The 14,462-nt window shown below is 45.7% G+C and carries 12 protein-coding genes; 6 read left to right on the plus strand and 6 right to left on the minus strand.

What is annotated here, in order from left to right; genetic code table 11:
• The first annotated feature begins 181 nt into the window (after positions 1-181).
• From D0A34_24915 to D0A34_24925, 3 genes are all read left to right on the plus strand, one after another.
• On the plus strand, positions 182-1,186 hold the full coding sequence (locus D0A34_24915) for an RNA polymerase sigma factor, RpoD/SigA family (GenBank protein UNU21649.1): 1,005 nt from the start codon (positions 182-184) through the stop codon (positions 1,184-1,186).
• 464 nt (positions 1,187-1,650) lie between these two features.
• Positions 1,651-2,148: a hypothetical protein gene (locus D0A34_24920; GenBank protein UNU21650.1), complete on the plus strand. Its 498-nt coding sequence runs from the start codon at positions 1,651-1,653 to the stop codon at positions 2,146-2,148.
• 202 nt (positions 2,149-2,350) lie between these two features.
• A complete protein-coding gene (locus D0A34_24925; protein ID UNU21651.1) occupies positions 2,351-4,888 on the plus strand; it encodes a PAS domain S-box protein in 2,538 nt (845 codons plus the stop codon).
• A 56-nt stretch (positions 4,889-4,944) separates the two neighbouring features.
• Here D0A34_24925 and cobO read toward each other — a convergent pair whose 3' ends face one another.
• The 3 genes from cobO to D0A34_24940 form a co-directional block, all read right to left on the minus strand.
• Positions 4,945-5,580, minus strand: a complete 636-nt coding sequence (gene cobO, locus D0A34_24930) for a cob(I)yrinic acid a,c-diamide adenosyltransferase (GenBank protein ID UNU21652.1) — start codon at positions 5,578-5,580, stop codon at positions 4,945-4,947.
• Between the two features lie 59 nt (positions 5,581-5,639).
• Positions 5,640-6,218, minus strand: coding sequence for a Uma2 family endonuclease (locus D0A34_24935; GenBank protein ID UNU21653.1), 579 nt, complete (start codon positions 6,216-6,218; stop codon positions 5,640-5,642).
• Positions 6,219-6,377: 159 nt separating this feature from the next.
• Entirely contained in the window at positions 6,378-6,995 is a 618-nt protein-coding gene (locus D0A34_24940; GenBank protein ID UNU21654.1) for a hypothetical protein, read from the minus strand.
• Between the two features lie 116 nt (positions 6,996-7,111).
• Between D0A34_24940 and D0A34_24945 the strand changes: the two genes are divergently transcribed.
• The 3 genes from D0A34_24945 (at position 7,112) to rimM (ending at position 10,038) form a co-directional block, all read left to right on the plus strand.
• Positions 7,112-8,386: a molybdopterin molybdenumtransferase MoeA gene (locus D0A34_24945; protein ID UNU21655.1), complete on the plus strand. Its 1,275-nt coding sequence runs from the start codon at positions 7,112-7,114 to the stop codon at positions 8,384-8,386.
• A gap of 193 nt (positions 8,387-8,579) precedes the next feature.
• Positions 8,580-9,212: a DNA-binding response regulator gene (locus D0A34_24950; protein ID UNU21656.1), complete on the plus strand. Its 633-nt coding sequence runs from the start codon at positions 8,580-8,582 to the stop codon at positions 9,210-9,212.
• A gap of 184 nt (positions 9,213-9,396) precedes the next feature.
• Positions 9,397-10,038: a ribosome maturation factor RimM gene (gene rimM, locus D0A34_24955; protein ID UNU21657.1), complete on the plus strand. Its 642-nt coding sequence runs from the start codon at positions 9,397-9,399 to the stop codon at positions 10,036-10,038.
• A 170-nt stretch (positions 10,039-10,208) separates the two neighbouring features.
• Here the strand turns inward: rimM and D0A34_24960 are convergent, their stop codons facing one another.
• From D0A34_24960 to D0A34_24970, 3 genes are all read right to left on the minus strand, one after another.
• A complete protein-coding gene (locus tag D0A34_24960) occupies positions 10,209-10,667 on the minus strand; it encodes a hypothetical protein (GenBank protein UNU21658.1) in 459 nt (152 codons plus the stop codon).
• A 358-nt stretch (positions 10,668-11,025) separates the two neighbouring features.
• A complete protein-coding gene (locus tag D0A34_24965) occupies positions 11,026-11,340 on the minus strand; it encodes an RNA-binding protein (protein UNU22459.1) in 315 nt (104 codons plus the stop codon).
• A 634-nt stretch (positions 11,341-11,974) separates the two neighbouring features.
• A complete protein-coding gene (locus D0A34_24970; protein UNU21659.1) occupies positions 11,975-14,194 on the minus strand; it encodes a nitrate reductase in 2,220 nt (739 codons plus the stop codon).
• Positions 14,195-14,462: the final 268 nt, after the last annotated feature.

The raw sequence follows: 14,462 nt of genomic DNA on the forward strand, positions 1-14,462 counted from the left end.
CGACGGGGATTACTGGAAAATCCAGCACAAAAGTAATCCCAAACAAAAAGCTTCTACCGATCGTCACCGATAAACAGGAGGGGAAACATCCCCTTTGTCGCAGTCTTTATCCCACTTGCAAAAGTGGGACAGGGTATCACCAACTTTTTATCTGTTGTTACAAGGAGTGCAATACTCACCCATGTCCACCATAACCCCCAAAAACAAAACAGTGAAAGCCGATCGCATGGGCAGCCGGCCATACTCCTCAACGGATACGGTTCGTACCTATCTGCACGAGATCGGTCGCGTACCCCTGCTAACCCGAGAAGAAGAAATTGTTTTCGGGAAGCAAGTGCAGCAAATGATGAAATTAATCGAAGCAAAACAAGCACTTGCTAAAGAATGGCAGCGGGATCTGACGAATCAAGAGTGGGCTGCCGAAATGGAGTTGACCGAACCTGAACTTAGCCGGATATTACACATAGGGCGGCGGGCTAAGCAAAAGATGATTGAAGCGAATTTGCGGCTAGTAGTGGCGATCGCCAAAAAATACCAGAAACGCAATATGGAATTCTTGGATTTAATTCAAGAAGGCACCCTTGGTTTAGAACGAGGAGTCGAAAAATTTGACCCAATGCGGGGATACAAATTTTCTACCTATGCCTACTGGTGGATTCGGCAAGCAATTACCCGCGCGATCGCCCAACACGCCCGCACAATTCGATTGCCAATTCACATCACCGAAAAACTCAACAAAATCAAAAAAGTGCAGCGGGAACTTACCCAGCAGTTGGGCCGATCTCCCTCCCCCGGGGAAATTGCCGCGGCCTTGGAACTGCACCCTTCCCAAATTCGGGAATACCTGCTGATGGCAAGACATCCAGTTTCTTTGGACTTGCGGGTAGGAGACAACCAAGATACCGAACTGCAAGAACTCTTAGAAGACGAAACTGCATCTCCCGACAACTACATTACCTCGGAATTGCTGCGGCAAGACCTCGATACTTTGATATCAGAACTGACCCCCCAGCAGCGAGATGTGATAATTCTGCGCTTCGGTTTGGAAGACGGCACAGAAATGTCTCTGGCGAAAGTGGGAGAACGCCTCAATCTCAGCCGGGAACGGGTGCGGCAGCTAGAACATCAAGCCCTTGCCCACCTGCGGCGCCGCCAATCTCAAGTCCGAGAATACTTGGCTAGTTAGTTACTAAAAAAGTTGAGATTTTGGGAAATCTCAACTTTTTTTACGTCTATACCAGGTTGAAAAAAGAATGTAACTGTAAGCAGGTGATTCACACAATTAGGCAATAGGTCATTCCCAATTATTCCATTCTTTAATCTAAAACAGGACTTACGCACTATCGAGCTTAAATCAAGGGTTTGAGATTGCTTCACTACGTTGTCTTCGGAGAGAAAATTGTAGTAGATGCGTCCAGGACTATAAAATTTAAAATCTAAAATGGTATTATTTGATGGGTGGATTGCCCAATCAGGGCGGACGCAAAATTTGTCAAAACTAATCTTACATTTAAGTTCAGGAACCGGGCGGGCGATCGTTCCTTCAAGTTAATAGCCAACATTAAGCCAAATACCCGGTTTCTCTACGATCTTTGTGAAACTGGTACAAAAGGCGCTTGGAACCAGGTATTTTAAATTTTGGGGTCTGGAGTGGTTTTGACTTATTTGATATTGACAGGAAGTTTAGAAGCGATCGCGATCGTGCTTGCTCTCTCGCCCAGTAACTTCAGCATCGCATTCCCCGCACGCCTGGTGCAGGACTCGGACATCAAATCCAGCGTTTTAAGCTTGCAATCTCCCCCAAATCCTGCGCCAGATACAGCTAGCACAGGTTTAGCAGATGGCATTTACCTCTACGGCCAGTCGAGCAAGCCAGATGAAATTAAACAAGAATATTTGGTATTGGAAATGCGGCAGAGTAAGGTAGTCGGAGCTTTTTACCTGCCTCGGTCTGCTTTTTACTGTTTTTACGGCACAAGCGATCAAACTCAGTTAAATTTAACAGTAGTTGACAGTTACGACGGCAGTCGCTCTCCCTACTCCGTAAATCTGCAACAGTATTACCCAATTTCCACCATCAGCGACAACGATCGGCGCATCTTGGGTATTTGCAAGGAAGCTCACAAGCAGCAGGTGTGGGAAAAGTAGGAAACACGCGCTGCGCCACCAGTCAATCGATTTTAGATTTTAGATTTTAGATTTTAGATTTTAGATTTTAGAATTGAAGAAAGCAACCCCACTGATACATCGGGGGCCCCCGGATCAAATTGCTTTCGCTCAGGGTTCAGGAAACAGCAGTAAAATTGCTCCTGAGTTTAGAATTTCGGACGGACACCACACACATGGCAAGATGAAACTGCGTCGGAAAACACTATCGATCATTGGCATTACTATCGCTGGATTGACTGGCATTCTGTATGCCGCCTCCTCAAGAATCCTCTTGGGCAGCCTGATCAAAGCAGAGGAACAAGAAGCCACACAGGTTGTCAAGGGAGTGCTCAGCGTGTTCGGGCAAACTGCAGACGACTTCAACTCGCGCTTTGCCGACTGGTCGGCCTGGGACGACACCTACGCTTTCATCCAAAACCGCAACTCAGAATTTATTGCCTCCAATTTAATTCCAGAAGGGCTGGCTAATTTGAGAGTTAATATAGCCGTATTTGTCAATACTTCGGGCAAAATAGTTTACGGTACGGGTTTCGACAGCGAAAAGCTGAAACTAACGTCTGTTCCAGAAGCATTAAAACGGCGCATTTCTCTCAGTGACGCGCTGTTGCAGCACCCCAACGCCAAAAGCAGCATCGCTGGTATCTTGCTGCTACCATCAGGGCCAATACTGATTAGTTCCCGGCCAATTCTGACGACTAAAAGCACCGGCCCGATCCGAGGTACGCTGATATTCGGGCGCAACTTGGATGCTGCGGGCATTGCGAAGCTTTCTAAAATTACTCGCTTGCCGCTAATCGTACACAGCGTTAATGAGCCTGGGTTGCCTGCTGACTTTCAGAAAGCGCGGGAGAAACTGTCGGAAAAAAAGCCGATTTTGGTGCGTCCTGTAAGCGAAGAGTCGATCGCGGGTTACACTTTGATCCGCGATATTTACAACCAACCTGCGCTGCTGTTGCGGGTGGATATCCCCAGAGAAATATATCGGCAAGGTCAAATTAGTTTGCTGTACCTGCTGGGGTCTGTAGCGTTAGCGGGAGTTGGGTTGGTCGGCTGCACTCTGCTACTGCTAGAGCGTCTGGTGCTGTCTCGGTTGAGCGGTTTGGCGAAAGCAGTGAACCACGTCAGCAGCAGCCAAGACCTCTCGGTGCGACTGCCGGTTACGGGTGAAGATGAGTTGTCAGACCTTGCCCATACTATCAACGGAATGTTGAGTGCCATCGCCCAAGCCGAAAGCGAACAACTTGAGGAAAAAGCCCGCTACCGAGCCGTAGTCGAGCAAGCTACAGATTGTATTTTCCTATGGGACGCTCAAACCAAACGCCTTTTGGAAGCCAATACAGCGTTTAGAGACTTGCTCGATTACAGTCCTGATGCGATTTCGCAACTAACTATTTACGATATCATCGCTTACTCTAAAGAGCTAATTGACAACAATATCGAGTTGCTGCTGACGAACAAACAATTCAGAATTGGCGAAGTTCTCTACCGCCGCCGAGACGGTTCCTGCGTGGATGTGGAAGTGAGCGGGAGCGTGATTTCCTACGGCGGCCGCGAGATTATTTGCACTGTTGTCCGCGACATTACCGAGCGCAAACAAGCCGAAGCCGAACTGCGAGCCTCGGAAGAACGCTACAGACTTTTGTTTAAAAATAACCCCCATCCGATGTGGGTTTACGATTTAGAAACTCTGGAATTTATAGCCGTCAATCAGGCTGCTGTCCAACACTACGGCTACACTCGTGACGAATTTCTCAACATGACCGTTGCGGACATTCGTCCCCCCCAAGAGCGGCCGAGATTGCTAGAAAATATCTCCCAAGTAGATGCCGGTATTGAGTTTGCAGGTGTGTGGCAGCACCAGAAAAAAGACGGAACAATTATTGATGTTGAAATTACTTCTTATGCCATGGTATTTGATAGCAGAAATGCTGAATTAGTGCTTGCTCACGACGTAACCGACCGCTTGCAAGCCGAGGCAGAACTCTACAAGGCAAAGGAAGCCGCAGAAGCAGCTAGTTTGGCTAAAAGTCAGTTTTTGGCTAACATGAGCCACGAACTGCGAACTCCTCTGAATGCGATTATCGGTTACAGCGAGATTCTGCAAGAAGAGGCTTTAGATTTGGGCGAAGAAAATTTTGTGTCCGATTTGGAGAGAATTCACAATTCAGGCCAGCTTTTACTTTCCTTAATTAATGATATTCTGGACTTGTCCAAGATTGAAGCCGGTCACGCGGAACTTGAATTAGAAAGTTTTGACGTGTCGGAGGCCGTTCAAGATGTAGCCAGAACTGTTGAACCGCTATTTTTGCGAAACACTAATCGCCTGAATGTGGAGTGTCCTAATAATATTGGCGAATTATATTCGGATAAAATTAAGTTGACTCAAATTTTGTTTAATTTGCTCAGTAATGCAGCTAAGTTTACTCATAAAGGAACAGTTACACTCAGCGTTGAAAGAATAAACAATGACGAGAATAGTGGGAATTCGGAACAGTTAATTATTAAGTGTACTGATACGGGGATTGGGATTACTCCTGAACAGCTACAAAAGTTATTTCAACCTTTTACGCAAGCTGATGCTTCGACTACCCGCAAGTACGGAGGTACGGGTTTGGGCTTGGCAATAGCGCAGAAATACTCTCAGATGCTGGGGGGAGAAATTACTGTGAGTAGCGAGTTTGGCAAGGGGTCAACTTTTACTTTAACCTTGTCAGCTTAGGATATATTTAAGATTTTAGATGTGAGATTGGTGAAAAGTCCTGACTACAAAAAACATTAATACTCAATACCTGGTTGAGCTTTAATGCCTTGTTCTCGGAATGGATGCTTAACTAAAGTCATTTCTGTCACCAAGTCTGCGCGTTCGATTAGCGCTGGCGGGGCGCCTCTGCCTGTTAAAATAATGTGGGTTTCTTCTGGTTTTTGGTCTAACCCGGAAAGCACTTGCTCGACTTGCAAATAACCTAGTTTTAATGCTATATTGACTTCATCTAGAAGAACTAATTTAAATTCGGGATTGCAGATAAAAGTTAGGGATTTTTCCCAGGCTTTTTGAGCTGTTTCGATATCTCGATCGCGGTCTTGCGTGTCCCAGGTAAAGCCTTCCCCCATTGCGTGGAATTCTAGCTGTTTTTCCCAGAGTTGAAAAACGGCTTTTTCTGCAGGTTCCCAAGCTCCCTTGATAAATTGTACTATAGCGACGCGGTATCCGTGACCGAGCGATCGCACAACCATTCCCAAAGCGGCCGTGGTTTTGCCTTTACCGTTACCCGTATTGACTATAATTAAACCTTTTTCTTTGGATGAGTTAGCGATTCGCTGTGATTGCACGTCTTGGCGGCGCTGCATTTTCTGTTTGTGTTGTTCCGCTGTTAAGCCAGTGGTTGCAGTGGTTTCTGTATTTGTTTCCATTAGATTTTTTTTAACCGCAGATGAACGCAAATAAACGCTGATAGATGCAAGATGTCTAGTTATTGCCACAGTGTTTGCAAGTTTAGCACGAAACCGGGCAAAATATCTTCTCCTGAAAGTTCTGTTGGACATTCCAAAACTTCTATTTCTTGTCCTTGGCGAGAAATTTCGACTCTCCGGGTTTTGCGGTTGATTAACCAGCCTAGTTTTACTTGGTTATTCATGTATTCTTGCATTTTGTCTTGAGTATCTTTTAAACTGTCGGTTGGCGACATTAACTCTAAGACAAAATCCGGGGCAATGGGAGGAAATTTTTGTTTTTGTTCGGGAGTGAGGGCATCCCATCTTGATTTTTCAATCCAAGAGACATCGGGAGAACGGTTTGCACCGCTGGGCAGTTGGAAGCAAGTTGAAGAATCGAAACAAACTCCCAGTTGAGTTTGTCTGTTCCAAATTCCAAAATCAGTAGCTATTTCAAAATTGTAATTTCCGGTTTCTCCTCCTGTGGGTGACATAACGATTATTTCTCCTTCGGCATTGCGTTCAAATTTGACATCGGGGTTTTCACGACACAATTGATAAAATTGGTCGTCGGTTATTTTAATTATGGAGTTGAAGTTGATGGTAACTGCTATCATGGTATTTTATCAAAGTGCGTTGGAATTTTTAAGCCACATAATGTATATGAATGCCGAGCAAGGCAGAACGATGGAGATACTGTAAATATTATTGAGGTAGCCAGGGGATTTTAGGATATTTTTTGAGGCAGTTTTGATAATGATATCACCTACTTATAACTAGCTATCAAGAGTTTTATAAAAAGCTTTTTGTAGTAAACACTTACAGACATACCAATAATAAAATGCAATGTTAATTTCGCTAAACAGTTTAGGTACTCCCTCTAGTAAACTGGAGAACATCTTGTTTTTTAAATGCAGGGAATCCACGCCGATCGCAAAAAACAACAAGCCCAAAGCCGCTAACAATATTTGGTAGGGAGTCAACAGTAGTTCTCGCCGAAAAAACCATCCGTAGGAGGACAAAACAACGGCGTACAAAAGGCTTACTCCTAGCTTGGGAATGCCTAATGCTATCATATATATATGAATTCTGTAACTGTGATTGAGCAGAAAGCCGCCTGTTAAAAGAGCGGAGAAGAGAATAAATCGATTTTCTAAATTGCGCGGTTGAATACTTTGAGCTAGTCCATAGGTGAAAGTACAAACAATGACGGGTACAGAACATAAAATCTGGAATGTCCGAGTTAGCAAGGCGACATTGGGATTGGGGGAAAAATAAGGGTGAAAGAATAAATCGCTGACTTTTAAGCCGGAAAGTTGAGTGAAAAGTATCAGCAGCACAACCAGAAATAAGGATAAACCATTTAGTCGAACAACAAAGCGAGAAATAGTCATAAGCAATTAACACCAAAAATTAGGTTTACTGCCCAAGTACAAAAAATTATATCACCAATATCTCTGGATATTTTGCTAAACTTAATCAGGAGTGTTATCAAAACAAGGAGACAGTCATGCTGTCAGTGAAAGAAGCAGAATCGATCGTTCTAAATTTGGCGCAACCCCTCGACAGTCAGCGGGATGTAGAAACTGTAGACTTGCTGGCAGCATCGGGGCGCATTTTGGCTGCCCCTGTAACTGGTTCCCTTGATTTTCCTTATTGGGACAATTCCGCAATGGATGGGTACGCGGTGCGCTTTGCTGATGTTGAAAATTGTAGCGCCGAAAAACCAGCGGTACTCGAAGTAGTTGAAGAAATTCCAGCCGGATATCAGCCTCGGAATACCATGCAATCGGGGCAAGCGGCGCGGATTTTTACGGGTGGGGTGATGCCTGCGGGTGCTGATACGGTGGTAATGCAGGAAGAAACAAGGCGTGAGGGCGATCGCATTTTTATCTTAGTTTCTCCTGAAAAACCGCAAGCATTTGTCAGGCACAAAGGCACTTTTTATCAAGCAGGAACAACTTTGCTAACTTCCGGTACAGTTATCAACGCCCCAGAAATGGCGGTGTTAGCAACTGCCCAGTGCATTCAAGTTCCAGTTTATCGGCGGCTGCGGGTGGCAATTTTTTCTACGGGTGACGAATTGGTATCGCCAGACGAACCTTTGGCACCGGGTAAACTGGTAGACTCGAATCAGTATGCTTTGACAGTTTTGTTGGCCCAAATGGGATTTGAACCGATTCGATTGGGGATTGTTTCTGATAATGAAGATGCGTTAAATAAGGCGATATCCGGGGCTGTTGCGACGGCGGATGTGGTGCTTTCTACGGGGGGCGTCTCCGTAGGAGACTACGATTATGTCGAGAAAATTTTGGCAGATTTGGGAGGAAAAGTTCACATTAGTTCGGTGGCGATTAAGCCGGGGAAACCTTTAACGGTTGCTGCGTTTAAACGAGGTGAAAAAAATGATGATTCGCCGACTTTGAGTTCGGATTGTCTCTATTTTGGTTTGCCGGGAAATCCGGTTTCGGCTTTAGTCTGTTGTTGGCGGTTTGTTGTGCCTGCTTTGAAAAAGATTTCTGGGCTTGGCCCGGATGCTTGGGGGCCGGAGTTTGTCAAAGCTAGGTGTAATGCTGAATTGCGATCGCCTGGCCGGCGCGAAACTTATGTTTGGGGTAAACTACATTTAGTTGCGGGAGTGTGGGAATTTGAACCTGCTAGCGGCAGCCAAAATTCAGCGAATTTAATTAACCTCGCCAATACAAGTGGTTTAGCAGTTTTGCCACCAGTGGAAACCGGGATTTTACCAGGCGAATTCGTGGAGGTTTTAAAAGTTAGTCATTAGTTAGTTGTTATGGATTATTTGTTATTGGTTCGGTATAAGTTAATGTAAAATATTAACAACTAAGTAATCTTCCTCCTTCCTTCTTCCTTCTTCCTTCTTCCTCCTTCCTTCTTCCTTCTTCCTTCTTCCTTCTTCCTTCTTCCTTCTTCCTTCTTCCTTCTTCCTTCTTCCTTCTTCCTTCTTCCTTCGTATTATGAGAATTTTAATTGTTGAAGATGACCCGATGATGCAACTGGGATTAGAGCAAGTTTTAGCCGATTCCCCAGAAATAGAAATAGTAGGACAAGCAGAAGACGGGTATTTAGGCGTAGCAGCCGCACTGAAACTTAAACCTGATATTATTGTGATGGATATCGGTTTGCCACGGCTGGACGGCATAGCAGCGACGCAGCAAATTAAAGCACAACTGCCAGAAGTTCGAGTAGTAATGTTAACTTCTCACACGGCAGAAACTGAAATTATTGCTGCCCTTTCTAGCGGTGCTGATGCTTATTGTATTAAAGGTGCTTCCGTAGACAGGCTGTTAGCAGCGATTGCAGCCGCAGCAGAGGGGGCTACATATCTTGACCCTCAAATTGCCCGGACTGTCATTGAACACCTCAAACCCCCGATACCTGCCTCTACAACTACTTTTGGTCAGTTGTCACAGCGGGAATTGGAGGTGTTAAAATTAATGGTGGAAGGTAACAGCAATCCCGAAATTGCAGCGGCGCTTTACTTGAGTCCAAATACGATTAAAACTCATGTTCGCGGTATTATGAATAAGTTGGCAGTGGATGACCGCGTGCAAGCAGCAGTTGTAGCGCTGAGAACTGGATTGGTGTAAAGAAGGAAGAAGGAAGAAGGAAGAGGGAAGAAGGAAGAGGGAAGAGGGAGAAGGGAAGAGGGAATAAGGAATAAAAATAATTCAACATTTTTCAGTTGCCAATCCCCACTTCCCTATTGCGGCTTCTCAATTCCAAACACCAAATTCCCCTTATCAATTACTAGCAATTTGAGTGATATAATCTATGTCTGAGTGGATAGAAATCGGTAAAATTGTAGCAGCTCAAGGTTTGGACGGGGAAGTGCGAGTCTATCCCGATTCGGATTTCCCGGAAAGGTTTATCGAACCGGGGAAGCGGTGGATTTTGCGCCCTAACAAAAGTGAACCGGAACCGATCGAGTTTTTGGGCGGTCGCTACATTCCGGGCAAAGGGCTGTATGCTGTAGAGGTAGAGGGTGTGGAAGACCGCGATAGTGCTGAGGCGCTGCGGGGCTGTAAGTTGTTTGTTGAAAAGACCGATCGACCTTACCTCGAATCTGATGAGTTTTACGTCCAAGATTTGATCGGTATGGAAGTTTTTAACCAGCTAACCGGGGAAATTTTAGGCAAGGTAAGTGATATTATTCCCGCAGGTAACGACCTTTTAGAAGTAGAAACGAATCTAACGCCGCCGGAAATTGTCGCCGCAGAATTAGAAAAGCCAAAACAGCCTGAAACTCCCAAAGCCAACGCTGACCCCAGAAATACCCGCAAACCCCGGAAAATTCGCGTTAAAGAGCCTAAATCCACAAAAATTTTGATTCCTTTTGTGGAAGAGATTGTGCCAATTGTTGACTTAGAACAAGGCCGAATTGAAATTGTGCCCCCTCCTGGTTTATTGGAATAATATCATTTCTGGTCAATCGACCGGATATGATAGAGCAATTCTAAATAAGTCGTAATTTTTTTACCCCACCCCAACCCTCCCCTTGGTAAGGGGAGGGAGTAAGAAATTCACAAATGAGGCGAGGATTGCTATATTAGTTATTTAAAATTCCCACTTCTCAATTCCCGATATTACTCTTTTTCTTTATTTGTGTACCGCACTATCAAGTAACTGATGGAAAGGGCGAAAATGGCAGTCGCTAAACCAATCAAGTCGGCTGCTGTTTTTTTTTCCAGGTCAAGAATGATGATTTTTCTAGATACTGCTATCAAAGAAGTTACAATAACTAGCTCTACTTGAATTACGTGCTTTTTCAGATAAGCTGTAATATTTTCCAAGATTTCCAATGCAATTAAAACATTTAAAAATAACCCAAATATGACAAACAACGTGTCTTTTAACAAATTATCAGTGTTGCTTACCAATTCTTTTGCTAAAAAAATCAGCAAATCGCAAACGCTGAGGAGAATTACCCAAATCATCGCCAGTGATAAAATTTTCGATATTATTACTTCTACACTTTCTGTAAAATGCAGAAAATTTTCATCATTGCTGAACTTGGAAATTTGCCTAAATATTTTTTTCAGCATACCAGTGATTTAGTCATCATTGTTGATGATTTTGCCATTGTTCGGTACACTTTGCAAGCACAAAACTCTGCGATTGCCTGGTTTCACTGCGCCACGCGGGTAGTGGGGAAGGCGACTCTCTGTGCCTGTTATTTTTTATAGTTTTTCGTGCCAACTAGGAATCGATCGCACGCGATGACCTCCTGATTAATAATTTTTGCCATAAAAAAACCTCAAACTATTGTCTAGCAATATTTTGAGGCTTTTAAGGCGCGGTGCTACACTGAACTAACTATCTATTCTCAACAGAAAATGATTGTTGACTCCCAGCTTGCTCCGACGCCATATACAAGATAGCTAAAAATTTAGCTCGGGTGGTTTAGTAGCGACGAGAATTGCCACCGCGATCGTTGTTGCCCCAGTTACCACCACCAGCATTGGAACCACGTTCTTCACGGGGTTTTGCTTTGTTGACTTTGAGGTCGCGACCCATCCACTCAGCACCGTCAAGAGCCTCAATGGCTGCGGTTTCTTCGGCTTCAGTAGACATTTCTACAAAAGCGAAGCCACGCATCCGGCCTGTTTCGCGGTCAGCAGGCAATTGAATGCGCTTTACTGTTCCGTATTCTCCAAAAGTTTGGCTGAGGTGCTCCTGCGTTACTTCGTAGGATAAATTGCCGACATAGATTGACATTGAACATTCTCCAGAATCGAGGGTGTAGAGATTTAAATCCGGAGGAACGCCGATCGAACGAACTGTACTGCCGAAAATAAAGCCTTGTAAAAACATCATAGCACCTCTAGGTGCAAACTGCAATTGTCTGACTCGATTAATTAAAAAGAAGGCCGAAAGCATTCGCCAGAAGACATTCTCCCCCAGGAAAAACCCCCAATCAAGAAGGAAGAACTCAGAATACATAAATTTACATAAATTTAATTTTCCTTATTCCCGAGCTCTGCCGGGGAAACGCAGTTTTTAGGCTGCGTAATGCCATAACGATTTTAGGTTTTAGATCTGGGATTTGAGATTTAAGATTTATCTGTAGGGTATGTCCGGGTTCAAAATTGCTTGATCGAGAGAGGTTGTTACCCCAAAAAACGGATACCCGCCCCGGACTCGTGTCGGGAAGAGTGCACAATTTTAGAATCTTGTTCAAGAACCCAGATTCATGTGTGGAGTAAATCTCCAATAGTTCGACTGAGCGCGATTGACGGAGCGCTCGCCGAACGTATCGCCGAACGTCCACCACGTTCCTCCCCATGTCTATCGCCCGAGGCTTCCGGCTCGTTCTGCGGTGATTTGTAACATCCCATAGTTGGACGGCAGCTCAAGAAGTGACGGCAAGGGTGGATTTGGCCCAATTAAATTCCCCAACTTCTGCTGCAACTTCTGCTGCAACTTCTGCTGCAACTTCTGCGACAACTTCCGCTGCAGTTTCTGCCCCAACCAGGCTCAACTGCACCGCACAAGCTTTTAACTCAGGCTGTTTGGAATCTGGACAGCTTGCAGCATGAGTCATGGCATTGGCTTCAGCACCTTCGGCCCACAGGCAACCCCAGTGCATGGGTACAAATAGCGTACCTGGGGCGATCGCCTTTGTGACTTTTGCTGGAAACTGCGCCTTGCCACGGCGCGATCGAACTTCCAGCAAATCCCCCTCCTTAATCTGCAATTTGGCAGCATCGCGGGGGTGAATTTCCAAAAACGGATCGGGGTGCAATTGATTAATTTTCTCTGTTCTACCCGTCCGCGTCATCGTGTGCCAGTGTCCGTAAACTCTTCCTGTCGTCAACACAAACGGATAATTCGGATCGGGAGGTTCTGCCAGTCCCCGGGAGTGATAGGCCGAAAATCTCGCCCGCGCGTCAGGAGTGTGAAAACGCCTGTCAGTGTACAGCCGTTTCGCTTCGTTCGCGGGATGCGGAGGCAGATTTTCTGGGCAGGGCCACTGCTGGGGGCCTTCGGTGCGCAAATACTCATGGCTGAGGCCTGTGATGTCGCAAGGCTGGCCCTGCGTCAACTGCACGTACTCTTTGTATACGTCACCAACGCTGTCGAAAGCAAAGTGTTGGGCAAAACCCAACCGCCGTCCCACCTCGGCGAAAATGCTCCAGTCGTCCCGGGCTTCCCCGGAGGGAGTGTCGAAACCGGGACAAAACGTAACGCGGCGTTCGGAATTCGTCATTACTCCGGTTTTTTCGCTCCACTGCGTTGCCGGCAGCAGGATGTGAGCGTAGGCGGAGGTTTCAGTGGGATAGTAAGCTTCTTGATAAATAGTAAAGGGCGATCGCAGCAAAGCGGCTTTAGTGCGTTCCAAATCCGGCATACTCACCACCGGATTGGTAGCTGCAATCCACAGCAACTCGACTTCGCCAGTTTCCAAACCGGTAATCATATCCCAAGCTGTGCGGCCCGGATTCGGGGAAATGCTTCCCGGTGCGATTCCCCAAAACTCCTCGACTTGGGTTCTGTGTTCAGCATTTTTCACAAATCGGTAGCCTGGGAGCAAGTGAGACAGTCCTCCCGCTTCCCGCCCTCCCATCGCGTTTGGCTGGCCGGTAAGGGAAAACGGGCCGCATCCCGGTTTGCCGATTTGACCGGTCATCAAGTGCAAATTAATCAGCGATCGCACCTTTGCCGTGCCTTCCGACGACTGGTTGATTCCCATCGACCACAGCGACAAAACCCGCTGCGACTGTTCCCAGTAGTTTGCCGCCGTTTCTAACTCGCTGACAGTAATGCCGCACCGCGAGGCTACAAACTCCGGCGTGTAGCTGCTAATAACCTCAGCAAAAGCTGAAAAATTCGCCGTGCATTCTTGAATAAAGTTAGAATCTATTGCTTGCCTGTGTAACAACAAATATGCAATTCCGTTAAGCAAATCTATATCCGTACCCGGTTTAATTGCTAAGTGCAAATCCGCAGCTTCAGCAGTCGGAGTCCGCCTCGGGTCTACCACAATCATCTTGACATGGGGATGCTTTTTGTGGTATTTTGCTAATCGATTAAACACGATCGGATGGCATTCCGCTGTATTGCTGCCGATAATAAAAGCGCAATCGGTTAATTCTAAATCGTCGTAACAGCAAGGCGGCCCGTCCGAACCAAAGCTTTGAACGTATCCTGACACGGCCGAAGACATACACAAGCGAGAATTCGCATCAAAATTATTAGTACCCAGACAACCTTTCATTAGTTTCTGGGCAACATAATAATCTTCTGTTACGAATTGACCCGAACCGTAAACGCACAAAGCATCGGGGCCGCTGGTGCTGCGAATTGTTTGGATGCGATTAACAATTGCATCGAGAGCTTCGTCCCAGCTAGCGCGGCGGAACGGTTGGTCGAGAGTATCTCGCATCATCGGATACAGTAGCCGATCGCTCCGAATGGACTCTGCTACGGTTGCTCCCTTAATACAAACCATACCTTGACTCGATGGGTGATTGCGATCGCCCCGCACTTTCCAACTTTGTTTTTTGTCTGGAACAACTTCTAGACCGCAACCTACACCGCAGTAAGGGCAAAGAGTTTTTATAGTTTCCATCTGGTGATTTTAGATGCTAATTTTTGAAAGCTAATGGGTAATTCGTAATTTGTCATTATAGTCGGAACTGAGGGCTCCTGCAAATAACGTGTCAATCCTTACTAAATTTCCGCATATATGCTTCCCAGAAACGGACAATACCCTGATTTAAAATTACCCGCTATCTTACTAAAAATCGTGTTCGCTCTCGCTTGTAGTCAGCTTCTGGCTGCTACTAAATCTTCCTCAAACAGAGGAAATTCCAACCTAACTCTTGTCACCCCCAAAA

This window comes from Microcoleus vaginatus PCC 9802, assembly GCA_022701275.1.
GTDB classification, from domain to species: domain Bacteria; phylum Cyanobacteriota; class Cyanobacteriia; order Cyanobacteriales; family Microcoleaceae; genus Microcoleus; species Microcoleus vaginatus_A.